A 19,795-nucleotide genomic window follows, 5' to 3' on the forward strand; every position below is an offset into this window, starting at 1 on the left:
CGCCGCCTCAGCCCGCGACGGTGACGTCGTCGCGCAGCCCCCGGGCGACTCCCGCGCTCGAGACGGTCACCAGCGTGCCCTGCCAGAACTCCTCCGTCGCGATGGACGGGTCGTCGAGGGTCCACAGATGGTGCCCGTCGGCGAGGTCGAACGCGGTGAGCACCGACGCGCCGAACTGCGACGAGCTCGAGTACGAGAAGGCGTAGCCGGTCGTCCGCCCGGTCCCGGCTAGATAGATCAGGCCGGGGAGCGCGACGTCGTAGCGTCGGGCTCCGGTGAGCGAGTCGAACGCGGCGAGGCGGGTGTCATCGGCGTCGCCCGTGCCCGTGTCGGAGTACGCGCGGTCGGGGCGCGCGATCTGCACGAACGTGTCCTGCGTCGACGGGCGGTCGACGGCGTAGACCTGCTGGGCCGACTGCCCCCGCTGCACGGGCGGGTCGAGTGTCCACCGCGGGGTGCCCGTGTCGACGTCGAGACACGAGATGCCGCCGGCGAGCTCGGTGACCGTCAGGCAGCCGGGCCCCGACGTGGGTTGGCTGTTCGGCGAGATGTCGGCCGACCAGCGGGGCACGGCTCCCTCGCCCAGGGCGGTCAGCGTGTTGCGCGGGGTCGGGTCGCCGTCGCTGCCGTCTCCGGACGTGACGACGTACAGTTGGCCCTCGATCGAGAACGCGCCGTTGACGCCCGACAGCGACGTCGGCCAGTGCGTGACCGCCCCGGTCGTCGTGTCGACGCTGATCTGGCCGCCGCCGAACAGCTCGACGAACATCCGTCCGTCCATCATGGTCGGGTAGCTCGAGGACATGACGTCCCCGCTCCAGATCGGGGTGGTCGGGTCGGCCACCCGATACAGGTCGTAGTGGAACGGGTCGTCCGAGCTGTAGGTCATGGCCCCGGTGCCGTCGAAGTACTCGCGAGGGATCGTCCCCACGACGAAGGCGCCCGACGACGCGGTCGTCAGCGAATGCACGCCGGTGGCCGGGGGCGTGATGGTCGGCGAGTCGCTGCTGCCGTCGCCCTGCGTCGAGAGCTCCCCGAGACCCGACGGGTCGTAGCCGGGGGCGCTGCCGGCGTCGGAGCCGCTGCCGGTGCCGGAGTCGGAGCCGGGCTCGGTGAACGTCACGTCGTCGGGTCGCACGATCGTGCCGAGGATCTCGCCCGTCCGCAGATCGAGGCGCACAGCCGGCGTGCCCACCTGGCGGGACAGGGAGACGGTGGCGGCCCGGTCGTCCGAGTCGGGGTAGACCGTCACGTACTGGGGGTCGCCGATGTCGAGGGCAGCCCGGATGTCGGCGGTCCACTCGATGCGCCCCGTCCCCGGGTCGATCCGGGCGACGCGGCCGATCGCGTCGATGCAGTCGCCGCCTCCGCCGAGCCAGCTCGTGCCGACCAGCACGTCCGAGCCGACCGTGCCCACCTGCCGGTACGACACGCACCCCGTCGTCGTCCCCGGCGCGAGGGCCGCACGCAGGTCGGTCGTCCACGCCGCGCCCGTCGGCAGCGCCCGCAGATCGTCGAGCAGCATCGGGCCGGTGCCCTGGGAACGCCCGAACGGATCGGTACCCGTCATGGTCTGGCCGGGAGCGGCGAGAGCCGGGTAACTCGGCTGCACGGCGGACCCGAGTACGGCGACCAGCCCCGCGACCAGCAGCAGCGCGGCGAGGCTCGACGCCGCGCGGCGACCGCGGGAGGCGGCCTGCCAACGGGCGCGCAGTGCTCGCCCGGCGGCCGCGACGACGCGGCGGGGGCGGCTCGGGGTGCGATCGGGGCCCGCGCCTCCTTCGCTGGCGTCGTCGTCGAGGGCGGTGAACCCGGGAGGCGCGGTGTCGGTCGGTCGGCCGGGGCGCGGCTCCCAGATGGCGGTGTGCGCATCGGGCCGGGGCGGCGTCCAGGGGGCGGTCATGCGGCGCCTCGTGCGGCGGCGAGTTCGACCGGGTCGGCGTTCCCGTGCACGACGCCGTCCGCGTCGATCGAGACGAGCGATCCGGCCCAGAACTGGAACGACCCGGCGTCCAGGCGGGTCTGCCACAGGCGGGCGCCCGAGGACAGATCGAAGGCGGTCACGGTGCGGGGGGCGTAGTCGGGGGTCGGGTCCGACAGCACGTACCCCACGGTGCGGCCGATCGCCGCGATAAACGATTCGCCGGGCACCGACGTGCGCAGGAGCTCGGCTCCGGTGGCCCCGTCGACGGCGAGCAGGTCGCGGTCCCGGTCGCGCGACGAGCCCGAGGCCGAGCGTGCCGAGCTGTCGGCGAAGGTCTGCACGAAGACGACGTCGCCCCGGGAACCGACCGGGTCGTCGTGCGGGACCGACGCGAGGGAGGTCTGCTCGTCGGACGGCCGTGTCCAGCGGACGTCACCGGTCGTGGGTTCGACGCAGTCGGTCCCGGTCCGGTCGCTGAACACGACGCAACCGGCAGCCAGGCGGGGGAAGCGGCCTTGGCGGAACCCGCGCGACCACAGTTCGTCGCCCTCGGGGCTCACACCCGACAGCACGGCGCGGTCGCCGCTCGTCGTGCGCGCGTAGACGAGCAGCACGCCGTCGTACACCCCGCCCTCGCCGACCCTGCCGAGCTCGGAACCCCACGGTGACAGCGTCGCCGTCGCCGGGTCGAGCGCGGTGGAAGCCGACTCCGACAGGAAGACGACCCGGCCGCCGAACAGGAGGGGCCGCGCGTCGTCGGCGACGGTGCCCGACCAGAGCGGGACGTCGAGCGCGTCGGCCCGCATCAGCGTGTACGTGGGCGGGGCGAAGGAGGGCATCGACGTCGATTCCTGCGTGTCGGTGTCGATCGTCGTGTTCGTCCCGATCACCTCGCGGGACTCCGTCTTGACCAGCACGACGTCCGCGTCCGCGGCGACGACCTGCTCGGGCGTCTGGGCGGTCGACCCGCGGACGGTGCCGATCCTCCCCGTCGCGAGATCGATCGGGGCGTACGCCTCGGAGTAGGCGAAGCCGTTGCGCCGCACGGCGGCATCGACGTCCGCCTCGTCGAACCCGATGCCGTACGAGCCGGCCGCCGCGTTGAGCGCGGTGTACGAGCCGATCGAGACGAGGGCACTCGAACCGCCCTGGGGCCAGACCTTCACGTCGCCCGTGCCCACGTCCAGGGCGGTGCCGACGTCGATCGACCAGAGCACGCGGCCCGTGGCGGCGTCGATGCGCGCGAGGCGCTGGCCGCCAGGGTCGCGGATGTCGCACGACGTGTCGAAGACCGCCCGCACGGTCACCAGTTGATCGCCGTCGACCGTGCCGGCGGGCTCGTACTGGAGGCAGCGGCCGGCGACCGTGAGGCCGAGGTCGTCCTGCGGGTCGATGCTCCAAGCGGTGGGTGCCGGCTCGTGTCGCAGATCGTCGACCACGATCCCGTCGACCGGAGCGCCGGCGCGATAGTGCGGAGCGGCCGCGAGCCCGAGCCCTGTCACGACCGCGGCCGTCGCGACCAGCGAGGTCGCGGCGAGGGCCGATCGACGAGCCCGGGAGGCACGGTGCCAGCGAGCGGCGAGCCGTCGCGTCGCGACCGCGGGGACGGGGGTCGCGTGGCCGCCGTCTGCGTGCTCGGCGGAGTCTCGCGAGGTGTCGCGCGCCTCCCACGCGACGGCCCCCCGGTCGGGTCGTGCCGGCTGCCATGCCATGGCGACCATCGTCGCACGGACGGCCGGGCCCGGGCGGTGTCGTGTCGCGTTCGCGGCGTCGTGTGCCGTTCGGACGCGGCACGACGCCACGAACGCGACACGACGGTGGCGCCCCGGTCGACGCCTCGAGGGCTGCTCCCGCCGCCGCGGTTTCTTCGTGACATGTCAATATCGTGAGGTAGTCTTTTCCGCCGACCCGCGCCTCCTCGATATGCTGACGCGTCCGCCCCCGATCGGGGGATGGACGTCGCCGGCAGGGCGCGACGGAGGAGGCATCATGACGATCGACACGAGGGCACGCGGCATCGCGAGTCTGTGGCGGACCAAATCGGTCGAGGCATCGATCAGCGACTCGCTCGACGAGTCGCACGGGCTGAAGCGCTCGCTCGGCACCATCGACCTCACCCTGATGGGCATCGCGGTCGCCGTGGGGGCCGGCATCTTCTCGGTCGGCGCGAAGGCCGCCGCGAGCTTCGCCGGGCCGGCCGTGACGCTGTCGTTCATCCTCGCCGCCGTCACCTGCGGCCTCGCGATCATGTGTTACGCCGAGTTCGCGTCGACCATCCCCGTCGCCGGCAGCGCCTACACGTTCACGTACGCGACGCTGGGGGAGTTCCTCGCCTGGATCATCGGGTGGGACCTCATCCTCGAGACGCTCACCGGTGCCGCGGTCCTCGCGAAGTACTGGGGCATCTACCTCAGCGAGGTGTTCACCGGGTTCGGGATGAACCTGCCCGACACCATCGCCCTGGGGCCGATCGAGCTGAGCTGGGCGCCGTTCCTGATCGTGGCGGCCTTCACGGTGCTGCTCGTGCTCGGCACGCAGTTGAGCTCCCGCGTCGGCAGCGTCTTCACCGTCATCAAGGTCGCGATCGTGCTGTTCGTGATCGTCGTCGGCTTCTTCTTCGTCAAGGCGGCGAACTACACGCCGTTCATCCCGGCCGCGCAGCCCACCGAGGGCGGGGCCTCCGATGTCTGGACGCAGTCGCTCTTCTCGTTCGTCTCGGGTGCCCAGCCCGCCCAGTACGGCGTCTTCGGCCTGCTCGCCGGTGCGTCGCTCGTGTTCTTCGCCTTCATCGGCTTCGACGTCGTGGCGACGAGTGCCGAAGAGGTCAAGAACCCGCAGAAGACGATGCCGCGAGGGATCTTCCTCGGGCTCGGCATCGTCACCGTGCTCTACGTGCTCGTCGCGATCGTGCTGACCGGCATGGTCTCGTACCGCGACCTCGCAGCCGCCGACAACCCGAACCTCGCGACGGCCTTCCGGCTCGTCGGCATCGACTGGGCCGGTCAGGTCATCGCCGTCGGCGCCCTCATCGGGCTCACCACGGTGATCATGGTGCTGCTGCTCGGTCTCGCGCGGATCGTCTTCTCGATGAGCCGCGACGGCCTGCTGCCGCGCGCTCTGGCGAAGACGTCGCCGACGCGCAAGACGCCCGTGCGCGTGCAGATCCTGGCGGGTGTCGCCGTCGCTCTGATCGCCGGGTTCACGAAGGTCGACGTGCTCGAGGAGATGATCAACATCGGCACCCTGTCGGCCTTCGTACTGGTGAGCATCGGTGTGATCGTGCTTCGCCGTCGCCGCCCGGACCTGCCCCGCGCATTCAAGGTGCCGTTCTCGCCCGTGCTGCCGATCCTGTCGGCCGTGCTCTGCGTCTGGCTGATGTTCAACCTGACGACGCTCACCTGGGCGCGGTTCGCGGTCTGGCTCGTCATCGGTGTCGTCGTCTACTTCGTGTACGGGCGGCGGCACTCGCGTCTCGGACGTGAGGTCGACGCGGGCTGACCGAGCCCGGTTGCGGCCCCTGCTCCTCCCGAAAACCCCGGTGCGGAAGATGCACCCCGTTCGAACGGGGTTCATCTTCCGCACCGGGGTTTTTCGGGCGACGTCGTCGCTCGCGGGGGCGGCCCCTACACTGGCGCGATGACTTCGCGTGTCGCCCTCGGGCCGCTCGGCCTCAAGGCCCTCGACGCGCTCGTCCTCGGAGATCTCGAGCTCGCGTCCATCGCCATCGGGGTGCCGCTGCCGGAGTTCTTCCTCGACGAGCGGTGGCTCTGGCAGATCCGTCTCGACCAGGTGCTCGCCGACGAGCGCGACGAGCCGTGGGTCGCGTGGCTCGCGACGATCGATGGCGAGGTCGTCGGTCACACCGGGTTCCACGGCCGACCCGACTCCGAGGGCGTGGTCGAGGTCTCGTACACGGTGCTGCCCGAACGCCGTGGTCAGGGGCACGCACGCGAGATGGTGGAGGCGCTCCTCGCGTTCTGCGCGGAGTCTCCGGCCGTGTCGTCGGTCGTCGCGAGCGTGTCGCCGAGCAATGCCGCGTCGCTCGCCGTCCTCGAGGCCCACGGGTTCGAGCGTGTCGGAGAACAGATCGACGACGTCGACGGGTTGGAGTACGTGTTCCGCCGCCCGGCGTGACGCACCAAGGCCGCGACGCAGGGCGGGTGGTCGCGCGCCTCAGGTCTGGCAGCGCGGGCACCAGAACGTGTCGCGCAGTTCGAGCTCGCTCTCGCCGAGCATGCCCCGCTTGATCTTCGTCCCGCAGCGCAGGCACGGCTTGCCCGATCGGTTGTAGACCCAATCGGTCGTGCCCCGCAGGGTGCCCGTGGTGGTGCGCTCGACGCGGTCTTTATTGGCGACGATCAAGCGATGCGCCAGGTCGATCATCTTCGCCCGAGCGGGCACCTCGCCCACGGGCCGCGTCGGCAGGACCCCGCGCAAGAAGCACAACTCGTTGCGATACACGTTGCCGAGCCCGGCCAGCACGCGCTGGTCGAGCAGGGCGAGACCGATCTCGCGGGCGGGGTCGGCCTCGAGGTTGACGAGGGCCTGCGCCGCATCCCACGACGGCCCGAGCAGATCGGGGCCGAGGTACCCGACCACGCTGTCGTCGTCGTCGCGCGGGACGAACTCCACGATGCCGAGGTCGAACCCGACGGTGACCCACTCCTCGGTCTCGAGCACGATCCGTGCCTGGTACGCGGGGCGTCGCCAGGCCGTCCCGTGCCGGTAGACGTGCCACGACCCCTCCATCTTGAGGTGCGTGTGCAGCGTCAGCTCGCCGATGTGGTGCAGCAGGTGCTTGCCCCGGCTGACGACGTCGTCGACCACCTGGCCGGTGAGATCGAGCGTCGCGAACGCGGGCACACGCACGTCGCACCGGGTCAGGGTCTGCCCGTGCAACACCGCGTCGAGATTCTTGGCGGCCCGGTAGACGGTGTCGCCCTCAGGCATCGGCGATCACCGTCACTCGCGACCGTGCAGGGCGTCGGCGACCCGGTCCCACCAGAGGGCCGACGCGGCGCGGACGTCGTCGATGCGACTCGCCCAGGCCTCGCGCGTCTCGGCCCGGTCGTGCCAGGCCGACAGCGCCCGCGGCGTCGCCGTCCCGTCGATCACGGATCGTGCCGTGACGACGGTGCTCTGCCCGAGGTTGCCGAGCGCGCCCGTGAGCTTGACGGTCGTGTAGTCGTCGACCGCGACGCCGATCGTCGGCACACCGGCCGAGACGGCGAAGACGGCCGGGTGATACCGACTCGACAGCGACAGGGAGGCGCGACGCGCGAACGCCGCCGCCGCCGGGGTGTCGGTGGTGGGCTCGACCCGCACGCGGTCGCTGCGCATCGCGTCGATCACCCGTCGGTGCATGACCGAGTCGCCGCGCTCGACCGAGGCGTCGAGGGCGGCGAAGTGCGCGAGAAATGCGATCTCGAGTCCCGTCTCGTCGACGACCGAGTCGAGGAGGCGCGCCAGCGACGAGACCACCGCGTCGCGGTCGGCGTCGCCCACGTGCGATGCCAGGCTCACCGCCGCGTACGGCGCCGCGTCTCGTCCCGCCTCCGGTTCGCGGCCTTCGCCGACGAAGCTCGCATCGTCGATGGTCTGGGTGAGTCGGGCCGGGTCGACGCCGAGCGTGCGGACGAGCTCGGCGGACGCGCCCTCGCGGAGGCCGACCAGGCGAGCCGACGACAGCAGGGTGCGGACGCGGTCGCGGTCGTCGCCCGTGAGCTCCGGCCCGATCGTCTGCCCGGTGACGACGAGCGGCTTGCCGAACAGCTCGGCCAGGGCGCCGATGGTGGCCCGCTCGAAGATGTGCATCGGCCAGATCGAGGCCATGTTGCCGCCGCCCGCGATGGCGACGGCGTCGGCCGCGCGGACCGCTTCGACGAGCCCCCACGCGTGGTCGTCGGCGGGGAGCTGGGACGCGTCGCCCGACGCGGCGGCCAGCACGCGGCGCATGCGATCGCCCTGAGCGGCGCGGTCGCCGACGACGGCCGGGTGGAACCCGACCGGCAGGACGGCGTCGACGCCGCAGCGGGCGACGGTCTCGTCGGGCTGCGACGACACCGCGGTGATCGCGTCGACACCGCGTCGGCGCAGCTGCTCGACGAGCTCGTCGAACATCGCCTCGTCGCCGATGTGGATCATGTCGTCGAGGACTCCGACGTCGCCGATGGCGAGGATGCGCACGTGTTCTCCAGGGGTCGTCGACCGGCGTCGGTCGTGGTTCGGTGCCGTGTCGAGGGCGTGTACGACGGTACTGGAAGCCGGTGTCATCGGACGCCGACACCGCGCCTCCTCGGCGTCGCCCTCGTCCCTGGACGGACGCTCGCACCCGTGTCACCCGCCGAGGCTAGAGTCGGAGCCGATCCGGTCGAAGCTCCGTCGTCGGTCACTCGTGAAAGGCGCTCCAGATGGGCATTCAGACCTCGCTCGACGCGGTCCAGCAGGCAGGCAGCCTCGTGGAGTCGATGCGCCTCGCCGACGACCTCGCGTTCGACGCCGGGCGCAACGGCGGGCTCCGCACGATCCGGGTCCTGACCGGTGCCGTCGCCGGAGACGACCAGATCGTCGCGATCGCCGCGACGCACGCGCTCGCCGAGGTCTTCGACCAGCAGGCCGACGTCGCGCTGTCGGGTCTGCTGTCGAGCGACCGACGCTTCTTGCGAGAGCACGCCGCCTCGGCTCTCGCGCTGCGCCTCCCGCGGTTCGACACGATCGGGCGCCTGATCGGCATGGTGATCGAGGGTGGCTTCGGCGGCATGGTCGCGCAGCGGACGCTCGAGCAGTGGTCGACCGCGGCGTCCGAGCACGTCGCCGTCGCGTTGGAGGGTGCGCTGCTCGGCGTGCGTTCGCCCGGAGCCCGCTCGCGACTCGTCGAGACCCTGGGCCTCGTGCGCGCGGTCATCGCGACGCGACCCCTGCTCGTGATCGCGGCCGACGACTCCGAGAGCACACCGGTCCGCACCGCGGCCGTCTCGGCTCTCGGTCAGCGACAGGGCGACCGCGACGTGACGTCGCTGGTCGAGCGGCTGGCCGAGCGCTCCGGCGATGTCGGCGACGTGGCGCGGCTCGCCCTCGTGGACCTCTCGGCCGTGGTGACGCCGTTCGACGCCTCCGTGCTGTCCCCGGCCCGTTCCTCCGGCTCGACCCACTCCGACCCGCGCGGCCTCACGGTCGCGCAGCTCTTCTTGCACGCCGACATCGACGCGCACCTCACGCACGCCGGCAGCGGCGACAACGGCGGGATCGCGACGCTGCTCGTGCGACTCGGCGACGCGTTGGCCGCCGAGGGGTCGCTCGACGGCCCGGGTCGGCGGGTCGACCGGGTGATCACGATGTCGCGCGGCTCGGTCCGCGAGGCCGTGCAGAGCGTCGCCGAGGTGGCCGGTGCCGACGCCGGGCACGCCTACGGTCGCGTCCCCCTGCTGAGCGAGCCGGTCGCCTCGGCGAACGCCTGGCCGCTCCGTGTGGCGGCACGGCGCGGTATCCGGCGGTTGCTGCGGGCGAGCGGCGGCGTCGACATGCTGCACCTCCGCATGGCCGACGTGGGCAGCCTGGCCGCCGCCGACGTGGCCCGCGAGCTCGACATCCCCGTCGTCTTCACGGTCGCACCCGACCCGCACGCCGTCATCCAGTCGCTCGATCTCGCGGGCGACCTCACCCGCTCCAACTTCGGCGACGTCGACGAGCGCGAGCACTACTGGTTCCGGGCGCGTCTCGTGCAGCAGCTCGCGTCGAACGCCTCGCACACCGTGCTCTTCCCCCGGCCCGAGCTGCAGCGCGACATGCGCGACCTGGTCGGCATCGACATGAGCGCGCACCCCGAGCGGCACACGATCGTGCCCGAAGGCATCGACCTGCACGTCGTCGACCGCTCCGTCAGCGAGGCGGCCGATCACGCCGCCGGGCTGCCGGCCACGGCTCCGCTCGCCGAGTTGCGCGCCCTCGTCGAGACCCTGCCCGTCGAGCGCCGCGGGCTGCCGCTGCTCGTCAGCGTCGGGCGCCTGCACCGGGTCAAGGGCATGGCGACCATCGTCAAGGCGTGGGCCCGCGGGCCGCTCCGCCACCGGTCGAACCTGCTGATCGTCGGCGGCGACGTCGCGCATCCGTCGGCCGACGAGCGCGAGCAGCTCGAGGCGATCGCCGAGGAGGTGCCGGTCGCCGAACAGGCGGCTGCGGGCCTGCTCGTGCCGGGTCATCGACCCAACGACACGGTCGCGCGCTGGGTCGCCGCCGCGCGCTTCGGGGTGCCCGGGCTCGTGGCGCCGCGGGGCGTCTACGTCTGCGGGAGCCTGAAGGAGGAGTTCGGCATCGCCCTCCTCGAGGCGATGGGGTCGGGGCTGCTGGTCGTCGCGCCCGACGGCGGCGGGCCCGCGACCTACGTGGTCGAGGGAGACACCGGGTTCCTGACGCAGACCTGGGACGTGGATCGGCTCGGGGCAGCGCTGGAGGCGGCACTCGACGCCGCGGCCGCAGAGACGACCGACGATCGCGCGGGCCGGTCGCGCGCGACGGTCGAGTCGAGCTACACGGTGCAGGCGATGGCCGCGGCCCTCACCCGCGTCTACGCCGACGTTCACCGGGACGAGTCCATGCGGCACGACGACGTGGTCGCACGATGACCCTGCTGATCATCAGCCCCGACTACGCGTCTCACCTGTTGCCGTTGGCGACCCTCGGCACGGCCTGGCGGGATCGCGGCGAGAGGGTGGTCGTGGCGACGGGGCCGGCCACCGCCTCCATCGTGGAGTCCTTCGGTTTCGAGCGCGTGAACCTGCAACTCGCGCGGGGTTCGAACCCCGGTGTGATCCGGGCCGACGACCAGCCGGAGGGCGAGGACGACTCGTTGCGCGGGTTCTTCGACGCCACTCGGCGGGGCATGGTCGAGACGTTGTCGTTCCAGGCGAACGAACGGCTGACCGACCTCATGTGGCAGCCGGTCGAGACGGCCCGTGCCGTGCACGACGTCGTCGCGGCCGTCGAGCCGACGACGATCATGGTCGACCACCTCGCGTTCAGCGCCCGCCTCGCGCTCGTCGCGGCGGGGGTGCCGCACGTCGACGTCGTGTTGGGGCACCCGACCGCGCTACCCGTGGGCGACGAGGTCTACGGCTACCCGCCGGAGTGGCCGGCCGCGTTCGAGCCGACACCCGACGAGCTGGCCGAGCTCCGTGCTCTGTGCGACCGCGTGAGCGAGTCGTTCACGCTCGAATGGAACACGGCGATGTCGGTGCTCGACCCGTCGCGGGCGCCGTCCGCGAGTGCGTTCTCGGAGCACGGCGACCTGCTGTTGCTCAACTACCCGGCCGAGCTGGCCGACCCGTCTCGGCCGTTGCCGCCGCACGGGTTCATCGGGTCGGCGGTGCGGAGCGAGCCCGTCGACGCCGAGGTCGAGGCGTGGCTGGCGGCCGGGGCGGGCGCGTCTGGTGCGGCGGGCGCGTCTGGTGCATCGTTCGTCTACGTCAGCTTCGGGAGCTTCCTCTCCGTGCGATCGGACGTGCTCGGCCGCGTCGCTGCCGCCCTGCGATCGCGGGGGCTCCGGGCGGCGATCGCGCTGGGCTCGGCGGATCGGGCCGATCTCGGCGAGATCCCGGCCGACTGGCTGGTGCGCGAATACCTGCCGCAGGTCACGCTGCTCTCCCAGGCCTCGGCGGCCGTCACGCACGGCGGCAACAACAGTGTCACGGAGGCGATGACACACGGTGTCCCGCTCGTCGTACTGCCGTTCTCCACCGATCAATTCGCCGGAGCCGAGGCTCTCGTCCGAGCCGGCTTCGGCGTCTCGCTCGCGCCGAACGCGGCGAGCGTCGACGAGCTCGCCGATGCGCTCGACCGGGCGCTCGACCTCCCCGAGGAGGCGCGGGCCCGGTTGGACGGCCTGTCCCGTTCGCTGCGCGAGACACCCGGTCGCGAGCGCGCGTTCGCGGCGGTGCAGGGGGCGGGTCTGCAGGGTGCGGGACTGCGCGGTGCGGGTGCGGGCGGCGCGGGAGTGGGCGCGGGCAGCTAGGGTGTCGCGCGGCTAGGCCGCTGCGCAGCGAGGTCGCCGGGCGGCTAGGTCGCAGGGCGGCTAGGTCGCCGGGCGGGAGGAGACGAACTCGCGCATCGCGTCCTCGCTCGTCGAGGCGTCGCGGTATTGCTGCATCAGTGCGGCGTTGGCGTCGTACTGCGGACCCTCGCGGAGCTGCGCCTCGTGGTGCAACGCGAACACCATGCCGTCGTGGCGGCGAGGCGGTTCGCCGAACAACGCCTGGTGGGCGACGAACCAGGCGGCGTCCTCGAAGCCCCAGCCGCGGAACCGCTCGTCCTGTCCGCCATGTGCGCTCCAGGTCTCGGGAGTCGTGACGTAGACCCCCGAGCACGCACCGCGGACCAGCTCGAAATCGCACTGCTCGAGGGGGCGACCGTCGCGGAACTGAGCCGTCCCGTCGCGACCGAGCCAGTGGTACTCGGTGTACGGCAGGTGCACCCGGCCGGAGGTGCGAGCCGCCTCGATCGCCGCACGCAACGGTTCGCGCTGGGGGAGCGTGTCGGCGTCGGCGATGACCACGACGTCGGAGGAGGTGCGGCCGCCGTCGGTCGTGCCGGTCCCCGCGGGGCCGACGTCCGCGGCCTGGGCGACACCGACGTTGCGGCAGCGCGCGAGGTTGAACGGCTCGTCGCCCGAGTCGACCGTCACGATCTCGGCCTCGGGCAGGTTCTCGGTGTACCAGGCGTGCACCTCGTCGAAGGCGGCGAGGCGCGACGGCTGCGGCCGCCAGGGGATCACGACGGTCAGCATGACGACAGCTTAAGCGAGCGCGGGCGGCGGGTCCGTCGCCGGCCCCGGCCGCCGAACCCTGGTCGCCCGCTCGTCCCGTCCCGTTAAGAACCTCGTTCTGATCAACGCACCTCGCTAAACCGTGGTGCATTGATCAGAACGAGGTTCTGGCGGCAAGCCCGCGGCGGCACCCAGCAGGCGGCGGCAGCGCCGCCGGCGGCGGCGGCAGCGGCACCCAGCAGGCGGCGGCGCCGTCAGGCGCGCAGCCGCACGCCGCTCGGCGTCGGCGCGAAGCCGGCGTCGCGCAGCGCGTCGCCGAGCGGCGTGCCGAGCACGAACTCGCCGTCCACGCGTTCGACGGCCAGTTTGCCGAGTCGGCCCCGCACCACCGAGGCGATCGAGCCGGCCGCCAGGGTGAGCTCCCGAGCGTCGGGGGAGCCGAACGTCAGTACGCTCTTGCCTCCGCGTTCGACGTAGACCGTCAGGCGCCCGTCGACGAGCACCACGAGCGAGCCCGCCTTGCGACCGGGGCGATGGCCTCGGGACGTCTTGGTGTCGTCGCCCGCGCCTCCGGAGCTGTCGGCCTCGGCGGCCGTCGCCGGGGTCGAGTCGGGCCAGGGGAGGGCGGCTCCGTACGGATTCGCGGGGTCGGTCGCGGCCAGCGTCACGACGGGGATGTCACGCCCGCGACCGGCCGACGCGAGCACGTCGTCGTCCCGCCGGTCGGACTCGTCGCGCACGAACGAGCGCAGCCGGTCGACGGTGGGCCCGGTGGCGAACTGCGCGGCTCCGAGACCTTCGATGAAGTAGCCGCGGCGTGCCCGGCCCGTCTCCTCGAAACCGCTCAGGACCTTGTAGACCGTCGAGAACCCTCCGCGGACGCCCTCGTTCTGGACCGCTCCGCGGGTCACGACACCGTGTCGTTCGAGCAGGATCTCGGCCTGCGCCGCCGCACGCACCGTCGAGTCGGGCTCGGCGAGGGGCAGCAGCGACCACCGCCCACCGACCGTCGGCGGCCCGGCCTGACGCGGCATCGCGACGCGACCGCGGCTGCGGTACGACGATCGCGAGCGCGTCGGCGTGCGCGGGCGGGGTGCCCGGCCGCCGACCTGGGTGCGCAGGGGCGCGAACGTGTCGTTCGTGATCTGCCCGGCCCAGACCAGATCCCAGATCGCCGTCGCGAGCTGGGTGTCATCGGTGCTGCCCACGGCATCCGACAGCTGCCGGAAGAAGTACGCGCCCCCACCGGCGAGGGCTGCCAGCACATCGCGTTGGAGCTCCGTCGTCTCGCCGCCGACCGGTTCGGGCAGCGTGACCTGGGCCCCGTCGGCCAGATGCAGGCTGACCCAGCCGTCATTGCCCGGCAGGGTTCCCGAGCCCGACCAGATGATGTCGCCGGTCGCGGTCAACTCGTCGAGCATCGAGCCGTTGTAGTCGGTGACGCGCGCGGGCAGGATGAGTGACTCCCACGCCGACGCGGGCAGGGCGACACCGCTCAACTGGTCGACGACCTGCATCACGCCGTCGAGGCCGCGCAGCCCTGAGCCCTTCAGCCCGGTCGCGACGTGCTGCCACGCAGGCAGGAACCGCCCGAGCGTGTCGGGCGCGACCGGCTCGACCTCGTGTCGCAGCGCCGCGAGCGACCGATTGCGCAGGCGCTTCAGCACCTCGCTGTCGCACCACTCGCTGCCCTGCTGCCGCGGTCGGAACTCGCCCTCGACCACGCGTCGCTGCGTCGCCAACCGCTTGAGCGTCTCGACGACGACCGCGGTGCCGAGGCCGAGACGATCGGCGGCCGAGCTGGGGGTGAACGGGCCGTGCGTGCGGGCGAAACGTCCGACGAGGTCGCCGAGCGGATCGTCGACGGGGTCGATGAACGCGGTGGGCACACCGATCGGCAGGGCGACCCCGAGGGCGTCCCGGAGGCGCGACGCGTCTTCGATGCCGGCCCAGCGCGTGACGCCGGCATGCGTGAAGCGCAGCACACGGTTGGCTCTCGCCAGATCGGTCAGCGCGGCTTCGAGAGCGACCAGCCCGGACTCGCGTGCGTCGGCACTCGCATCCGCACCCGCCTCGAGCTCCGGACCCGCCTCGAGCGCCGCGCCGCTCTCGGCGAGCCAGCTGCGCTCGACGATCTCGGTCGACGTGAGCGGCCCGAGCAGCCGCAGCAGGTCGACGACCCCCTCGATGTCGCGGGCGCGACGGTCGGGAGCGAGGCGTTGCAGCTCGAGCTCGTGTTGGTCGATGACGTCGGCGTCGAGCAGCTCGCGCAGCTCGGCGCGGCCCAGCAGCTCTTGCAGCAGCGTGGAGTCGAGCGACAGCGCCGCGGCCCGGCGCTCGGCCAGCGGCGAGTCGCCCTCGTACATGAAGGCGGCGACGTAGCCGAAGAGCAGCGATCGCGCGAACGGCGACGGGACCTCGGTCTCGGTCTCGACGACGCGCACGCGGCGGCTGCCGAGCTCTCGCGTCAGCGTCATCAGTGCGGGCAGGTCGTAGACGTCTTGGAGCACCTCGCGCACGGCCTCGAGCACGATCGGGAACGTCGGGTACTTGCGCGCGACGTCGAGCAACTGCGAGGCGCGCTGGCGCTGCTGCCAGAGCGGCGAGCGGCGACCCGGGTTGTAGCGCGGCAGCAGCAGAGCCCGCGCGGCGCACTCGCGGAACCGCGACGAGAACAGGGCGGAGCCCCCGACCTCCTCCGTCACGATCGCCTCGAGGTCGTCGGGCTCGAAGTCGAACAGCTCGGCACCCGGAGGCGCGGCGTCGGTGTCGGGGATGCGCACGACGATCCCGTCGTCGGCCGCCATCGCGCCGCCATCGACCCCGAGCAGGTCACGGATGCGTGCCGACACGGCCAGGGCCCACGGCGCGTGCACCTGCATGCCGTACGGCGAGTGCAGGATGAGCCGCCAATCGCCCAGCTCGTCGCGGAACCGCTCGACGACCAGCGTCGTGTCGGTGGGGACGTGCCCTGCGGCCTCGCGCTGCTCGGTGATGAACGCGATGAGGTTGCGCGCGGCCCGCTCGTCGAGACCGCCGGCGGCGACGCGCGCGGTCGCCTCGGCTTGGCTCGAGTTCGCCAACTCGCGGATGTAGCCGCCGATCGCCCGGCCCAGCTCGGCGGGACGCCCGATGCCGTCGCCCTTCCAGAACGGGACACGGCCGGGTTGCCCGTAGGCCGGCGAGACGAGCACGCGATCGTGCGTGATGTCTTCGATGCGCCAGCTCGTGGCACCGAGCGCGAAGACGTCGCCGACCCGGGACTCGTAGACCATCTCCTCGTCGAGCTCACCGACCCGGGCGGCCTTCTCTCCGACCATGAAGACGCCGAACAGGCCGCGATCGGGAATCGTGCCGCCGCTCGTCACGGCGAGTCGCTGGGCGCCGGGACGGCCGGTCAGCGTGCCGTGCACGCGATCCCAGACGATGCGGGGGCGCAGCTCGGCGAACTCGTCCGAGGGGTACTTGCCGCTGAGCAGGTCGAGGGTCGCGTCGTAGGCCGACCGCGGCAGGGTCGCGAACGGCGCGCTCCGCCGCACGGTGTCGAACCACTCGTCGGCGTCGAGCTCGTCGAGGGCGACGGCGGCGACGGTCTGCTGGGCGAGCACGTCGAGCGGGTTCGTCGGTACGCGGAGCTCTTCGATCAGACCCTCGACCATCCGCTCGGCGGCGACGGCCGAATGGATCAGATCGGCGCGGTGCTTGGGGAACAGCACACCGCGGGACGTCTCGCCGACCTGGTGCCCGGCACGCCCGACACGCTGCAGCCCGCTGGCGACGGAGGGCGGCGACTCGACCTGGATGACGAGGTCGACGGCACCCATGTCGATGCCGAGCTCGAGCGAGCTGGTCGCGACGACGCAGCGCAGACGACCGCTCTTGAGGTCGTCCTCGATGAAGGCGCGCTGGTCTTTGCTGACGGAGCCGTGGTGCGCACGGGCGAGCAGGGGCTCGGCGCCCGCGGTCTGACCCGAGCCACCCATCAGCTGGGCGGGCGCCCCGCCGCCGACGGCCGGGTTCGAGCGTGGCGGGGCGGAGGGCGCGAACGGGTCGACCTCGCTCGCGACGGACGCATCGGCCTCGCCGCCGCCCGACGCGCTGATCGCCCCGACACCGACCAGATCTCGTCCGGTCTGCCCGGCGACGTCGCCGGCCTGCTCGGTGATCTCGCCGCCCTGCCGCTCGACGTAGATGTCGTTCAGACGCGCCGTCAGCCGCTCGGCGAGCCGCCGACTGTTCGCGAACACGATCGTCGAGCGGTGCTCGAGGATGAGGTCGACGATGCCCTCTTCGACGTGCGGCCAGATCGAGCTTTGCGGCGCGCTGCCCGCGGCCGACCCCTCGAGCGGTGCGGCGGTACCGAGCTCGGTCATGTCGTCGACCGGCACGACCACGCGCAGGTCGAACTTCTTCTCGGACGCCGGGTTCACGATCGTGACGGGCGCGGGGCCGGCCAGGAACCGCGCCACCTCTTCGGGCGGTCGCACCGTCGCCGAGAGCCCGATGCGTTGCGCGGGCTGGTCGAGCAGGGTGTCGAGGCGTTCGAGCGACAGGGCGAGATGCGCGCCGCGCTTGGTCGCGGCGACGGCGTGCACCTCGTCGATGATGACCGTGCGCACGCCCTTGAGGGTCTCGCGAGCCTGCGAGGTCAGCATCAGATAGAGGGACTCGGGTGTCGTGATGAGGATGTCGGGGGGTGTGCGCGCGAGCAGTCGTCGATCGCCGGTCGTCGTGTCGCCCGACCGGACGCCGACCGTGATCTCGGGGGCGTCGATGCCGAGCCGGCGGGCGGTCTGGGTGATGCCGACCAGAGGCGACCGGAGGTTGCGCTCGACGTCGACGCCCAAGGCCTTCAAGGGCGAGATGTACAGCACCCGCGTGCGGTGCTCCTTCGCCTCGGGCGGCGGCCCGGACGCGAGCGAGTCGATCGACCACAGGAACGACGCCAGCGTCTTGCCCGACCCGGTCGGCGCGATGACGAGGGCGTTGTGCCCGCCGCTGATCGCCTGCCATGCGCCCTCTTGCGCGTGGGTCGGCGCGGCGAACGCCCCCCGGAACCACTCGCGCGTGGCGGGGGAGAAGCGGTCGAGCACGTCTGCCATCGCGGTCCATGATGCTCCGAGCCACTGACATCGGGCCTACGGTTGTCGCATGCCCCACCTGCTGCACCTCGACTCCTCGGCCGATCTCGAGTCGTCGCGCTCGCGTGCCATCAGCGCGGCCTTCGCCGACACCTGGCGCTCGCTCGGCGACGATCACACGGTCACGCGTCGCGATCTGCACCGGGACCCGCTGCCGCACCTGGGTGACCCGGCCCTGCACTGGCCGCCGCGCCTCCGGGCTCCCGGGGCCTCGCCCGACCCCGCGGCCGAGGCACTGCAGGCCGAGCTCATCCACGAACTGGTCGCCGCCGATGTCGTCGTCATCGGTGCGCCGCTGTACAACTACACCGTCCCGTCGACGCTCAAGGCGTGGATCGACAACATCCACCTGCCGGCGGTCACCGCACCGTTCGACGGCGACGACCAGCAGCCGATGCTCGGCCGCACCGCCGTCATCGCGACCGCCCGGGGCGGCGTCTACGACCCGGGGACGCCGACCGAGGGGTTCGACCACGCGACGCCGGTGCTCGAGATCATCCTCGGCACGACGCTCGGCATGACCGTCGAGACCATCGCGACGAACCTCACGCTCAGCCGGCACCTGTCGATGGACGACGCAGCACGCGAGCGGTCCGACCGGGAGCTGGCCGAGGCGGTCGACGCGGCGCGGGCCTCCGCCCGTCGGCTCGGCTGACGGCGTGACGAGGGGGTCGGTCCCGTCGCGACGGCGGTCCGTCACGCGTCGCGTGCAGGGCATCGGGGCGCGACTGCTCGGCTTCGTGTCCGCGCTGCTGGCGATCGTCGGCGTCGTGACGGTCGCCAAGGGCAACCCCGTCGTCGGCGGTGTGCTGCTGCTCGTCGCGTTCGTGCTCGTCGCGATCGCCTACGCGCTCGTCCGCGCGGTCACGGCCTCGGCGCGCCGCTGACAGCCCGGCGCGCGCGAGCCGCGCCGCTGACAGCCCGGCGCGCGCGAGCCGCCGCGACCCGCAGGCCGAATGGGCGCCGCAGCCGCGGCAGCCCCGGCGACGCGGGGTACAAGCTGAGCCGACCCGCGCCTCCTGGGCTGTAGACCGGGGACATGGCCGACAACATGTACACCCCCCAGAACCCCATCGAGCAGTACCCGCAGCCCCCGTTCAAGCCGCAGCAGCAGAGCGGCCCCGGCGACATCCACGAGATGGACCCGAAGCCCGACCACGGCGAGCAGAGCTACATCGGCAGCGGTCGCCTCGCCGGTCGTAAGGCACTCGTCACGGGTGCCGACTCGGGCATCGGCCGCGCCGTCGCCATCGCCTACGCGCGCGAGGGTGCCGACGTCGTGCTCACCTACCTGCCCGAAGAGCAGCAGCAGGCCGACGAGGTCGCCGAGCTGGTGCGGGCCGAGGGGCGCACCGCCGTCCTCGTTCCGGGCGACCTCCAAGACGAAGCGTTCAACGACGCGCTGATCGAGAAGAGCATCGCCGAGCTCGGGGGCCTCGACATCCTGGCGCTGATCGCCGGGGTCATGCCCACCGTCGACAGCATCGACGACTTCGAGACGCACACGCTCGATCACGTGCTCAAGGCCAACATCTACCCGCTGTTCTGGCTGACCAAGGCCGCGTCGCCGCACCTCGAGCCGGGGGCGTCGATCATCACGACATCGAGCATCCAGGGCTTCGTGCCGTCGCCGTCGCTCGCCGAGTACGCCGTGTCGAAGGCCGGCATCGCCAACTGGACGCGCGCCATGGCGCAGCAGCTCGCCGAGCGCGGCATCCGCGTGAACGGCGTCGCACCCGGGCCCGTCTGGACGCCGCTGCAGCCGGCCTTCGTGCCCACCGAGAAGATCGAGTCGTTCGGGTCCGAGGCCGCCGACGGTCGCCCCGGTCAGCCGGTCGAGCTCGCGCCCCCGTACGTGTTCCTCGCCTCGCAGGAGTCGAGCTATGTCAGCGGCGAGACGATCGGCGTCGCGGGCGGGACGCCGATGCACTGATCGACCGAACGGTCTGAGGGTTTCGAAAGGTGACCCCGACG

13 protein-coding genes are annotated in these 19,795 nt (G+C 72.4%); 7 read left to right on the plus strand and 6 right to left on the minus strand.

Translation table 11 applies throughout. The features are described 5' to 3' along the window. Positions 1–7 precede the first annotated feature (7 nt). Together ACPEEZ_RS01580 and ACPEEZ_RS01585 are read right to left on the minus strand one after the other, a co-directional pair. Complete coding sequence (locus ACPEEZ_RS01580; protein WP_423921850.1) at positions 8–1,903, minus strand: hypothetical protein; 1,896 nt, start codon at positions 1,901–1,903, stop codon at positions 8–10. Continuing rightward, the gene (locus ACPEEZ_RS01585; RefSeq protein WP_423921852.1) at positions 1,900–3,636 is read right to left on the minus strand and encodes a PQQ-binding-like beta-propeller repeat protein; all 1,737 of its coding nucleotides are present in this window, start codon (positions 3,634–3,636) and stop codon (positions 1,900–1,902) included. Before ACPEEZ_RS01585 ends, ACPEEZ_RS01580 begins: the two co-directional genes overlap by 4 nt. 277 nt (positions 3,637–3,913) lie before the next feature. Between ACPEEZ_RS01585 and ACPEEZ_RS01590 the strand changes: the two genes are divergently transcribed. Further along, positions 3,914–5,422 carry an amino acid permease gene (locus ACPEEZ_RS01590; RefSeq protein WP_423921855.1) on the plus strand — a complete coding sequence of 503 codons (1,509 nt, stop codon included), beginning with the start codon at positions 3,914–3,916 and terminating at the stop codon, positions 5,420–5,422. A 138-nt stretch (positions 5,423–5,560) separates the two neighbouring features. Continuing rightward, positions 5,561–6,058, plus strand: coding sequence for a GNAT family N-acetyltransferase (locus ACPEEZ_RS01595; protein WP_423921858.1), 498 nt, complete (start codon positions 5,561–5,563; stop codon positions 6,056–6,058). A 39-nt stretch (positions 6,059–6,097) separates the two neighbouring features. Here ACPEEZ_RS01595 and ACPEEZ_RS01600 read toward each other — a convergent pair whose 3' ends face one another. Together ACPEEZ_RS01600 and ACPEEZ_RS01605 are read right to left on the minus strand one after the other, a co-directional pair. Next, entirely contained in the window at positions 6,098–6,874 is a 777-nt protein-coding gene (locus ACPEEZ_RS01600) for a DNA-formamidopyrimidine glycosylase family protein (RefSeq protein ID WP_423921861.1), read from the minus strand. Positions 6,875–6,886: 12 nt separating this feature from the next. Next, a complete protein-coding gene (locus ACPEEZ_RS01605; protein WP_423921864.1) occupies positions 6,887–8,110 on the minus strand; it encodes a polysaccharide pyruvyl transferase family protein in 1,224 nt (407 codons plus the stop codon). 224 nt (positions 8,111–8,334) lie between these two features. Here ACPEEZ_RS01605 and ACPEEZ_RS01610 point away from each other — a divergent pair, with 224 nt between their 5' ends. Beyond that, positions 8,335–10,545, plus strand: a complete 2,211-nt coding sequence (locus ACPEEZ_RS01610; RefSeq protein ID WP_423921866.1) for a glycosyltransferase — start codon at positions 8,335–8,337, stop codon at positions 10,543–10,545. Beyond that, entirely contained in the window at positions 10,542–11,930 is a 1,389-nt protein-coding gene (locus ACPEEZ_RS01615; protein ID WP_423921869.1) for a nucleotide disphospho-sugar-binding domain-containing protein, read from the plus strand. Before ACPEEZ_RS01610 ends, ACPEEZ_RS01615 begins: the two co-directional genes overlap by 4 nt. Positions 11,931–11,990: 60 nt before the next feature. On the opposite strand, the gene ACPEEZ_RS01620 is transcribed toward ACPEEZ_RS01615, so the two are convergent. Further along, positions 11,991–12,701, minus strand: a complete 711-nt coding sequence (locus tag ACPEEZ_RS01620) for a hypothetical protein (RefSeq protein ID WP_423921871.1) — start codon at positions 12,699–12,701, stop codon at positions 11,991–11,993. A gap of 233 nt (positions 12,702–12,934) precedes the next feature. Further along, complete coding sequence (locus tag ACPEEZ_RS01625) at positions 12,935–17,782, minus strand: Lhr family ATP-dependent helicase (protein ID WP_423921874.1); 4,848 nt, start codon at positions 17,780–17,782, stop codon at positions 12,935–12,937. 49 nt (positions 17,783–17,831) lie between these two features. Here ACPEEZ_RS01625 and ACPEEZ_RS01630 point away from each other — a divergent pair, with 49 nt between their 5' ends. The 3 genes from ACPEEZ_RS01630 to ACPEEZ_RS01640 all read left to right on the plus strand — a co-directional run bounded on the left by ACPEEZ_RS01630 (position 17,832) and on the right by ACPEEZ_RS01640 (position 19,754). Continuing rightward, positions 17,832–18,476: an FMN-dependent NADH-azoreductase gene (locus ACPEEZ_RS01630; RefSeq protein WP_423921877.1), complete on the plus strand. Its 645-nt coding sequence runs from the start codon at positions 17,832–17,834 to the stop codon at positions 18,474–18,476. A 4-nt stretch (positions 18,477–18,480) separates the two neighbouring features. Then, positions 18,481–18,708, plus strand: a complete 228-nt coding sequence (locus ACPEEZ_RS01635; RefSeq protein WP_423921880.1) for a hypothetical protein — start codon at positions 18,481–18,483, stop codon at positions 18,706–18,708. Positions 18,709–18,860: 152 nt separating this feature from the next. Continuing rightward, positions 18,861–19,754: an SDR family oxidoreductase gene (locus ACPEEZ_RS01640; RefSeq protein WP_423921882.1), complete on the plus strand. Its 894-nt coding sequence runs from the start codon at positions 18,861–18,863 to the stop codon at positions 19,752–19,754. Positions 19,755–19,795 lie beyond the last annotated feature (41 nt).

This window comes from Frigoribacterium sp. 2-23 (assembly GCF_049601585.1).
Taxonomy (GTDB): domain Bacteria; phylum Actinomycetota; class Actinomycetes; order Actinomycetales; family Microbacteriaceae; genus Frigoribacterium.

What these genes read in the sequence shown, in the direction of transcription:
- ACPEEZ_RS01580 (WP_423921850.1), bottom strand. Translation starts at nt 1,903, where the DNA reads ATGACCGCCCCCTGGACGCCGCCCCGGCCCGATGCGCACACCGCCATC.
- ACPEEZ_RS01585 (WP_423921852.1), bottom strand. Translation starts at nt 3,636, where the DNA reads ATGGCATGGCAGCCGGCACGACCCGACCGGGGGGCCGTCGCGTGGGAG.
- ACPEEZ_RS01590 (WP_423921855.1), top strand. Translation starts at nt 3,914, where the DNA reads ATGACGATCGACACGAGGGCACGCGGCATCGCGAGTCTGTGGCGGACC.
- ACPEEZ_RS01595 (WP_423921858.1), top strand. Translation starts at nt 5,561, where the DNA reads ATGACTTCGCGTGTCGCCCTCGGGCCGCTCGGCCTCAAGGCCCTCGAC.
- ACPEEZ_RS01600 (WP_423921861.1), bottom strand. Translation starts at nt 6,874, where the DNA reads ATGCCTGAGGGCGACACCGTCTACCGGGCCGCCAAGAATCTCGACGCG.
- ACPEEZ_RS01610 (WP_423921866.1), top strand. Translation starts at nt 8,335, where the DNA reads ATGGGCATTCAGACCTCGCTCGACGCGGTCCAGCAGGCAGGCAGCCTC.
- ACPEEZ_RS01615 (WP_423921869.1), top strand. Translation starts at nt 10,542, where the DNA reads ATGACCCTGCTGATCATCAGCCCCGACTACGCGTCTCACCTGTTGCCG.
- ACPEEZ_RS01620 (WP_423921871.1), bottom strand. Translation starts at nt 12,701, where the DNA reads ATGCTGACCGTCGTGATCCCCTGGCGGCCGCAGCCGTCGCGCCTCGCC.
- ACPEEZ_RS01625 (WP_423921874.1), bottom strand. Translation starts at nt 17,782, where the DNA reads ATGGCAGACGTGCTCGACCGCTTCTCCCCCGCCACGCGCGAGTGGTTC.
- ACPEEZ_RS01630 (WP_423921877.1), top strand. Translation starts at nt 17,832, where the DNA reads ATGCCCCACCTGCTGCACCTCGACTCCTCGGCCGATCTCGAGTCGTCG.
- ACPEEZ_RS01640 (WP_423921882.1), top strand. Translation starts at nt 18,861, where the DNA reads ATGGCCGACAACATGTACACCCCCCAGAACCCCATCGAGCAGTACCCG.